The sequence below is a fragment of the Halorhodospira sp. 9622 genome, assembly GCF_022228025.1.
GTDB classification, from domain to species: domain Bacteria; phylum Pseudomonadota; class Gammaproteobacteria; order Nitrococcales; family Halorhodospiraceae; genus Halorhodospira; species Halorhodospira halophila_A.
In genome coordinates this window covers 1-337 of the sequence record NZ_JAJNRE010000118.1, presented here as the reverse complement: position 1 = coordinate 337, position 337 = coordinate 1, and the positions used below count along the sequence as shown (strand labels likewise).

The 337-nt window shown below is 68.8% G+C and carries 1 protein-coding gene; it reads right to left on the bottom strand.

The window, feature by feature from the left end:
- On the bottom strand, positions 1–337 hold a 337-nt coding region (locus LRG07_RS13855), incomplete at both ends, for a tetratricopeptide repeat protein (protein ID WP_238642795.1).

The following is a 337-nucleotide window of genomic DNA, read 5'->3' as shown; positions in this document are numbered from 1 at the left end:
AGCCGAGACATTCTCCGGGTCGCGCTCGATCACCCCATCGAGGAGCTCGACGGCCTCATCCACTCTTCCGGCATCGCGGCGGATGCGCGCCTGGAGGATCCGCGCCGGAGCGAAGTCGCCGCGCTCGGCCAGCGCCTGCGCCAGATGCTGCTCCACCGCTTCGAGATTCTCGAGCCTGCGCTGGACTTGAGCCAACTGCGTATGCACCTGCGCCGAGCTGCTCCCTCGATCGAGGGCCTGCTGCAAGTGCTCGGCCGCCTCCGGCCAACGCTCGCGCTTCTCGGCAATCGAGCCGAGGGCATGCGCTACCTTCGCCGAGCGGGGATGCCGATCGGCT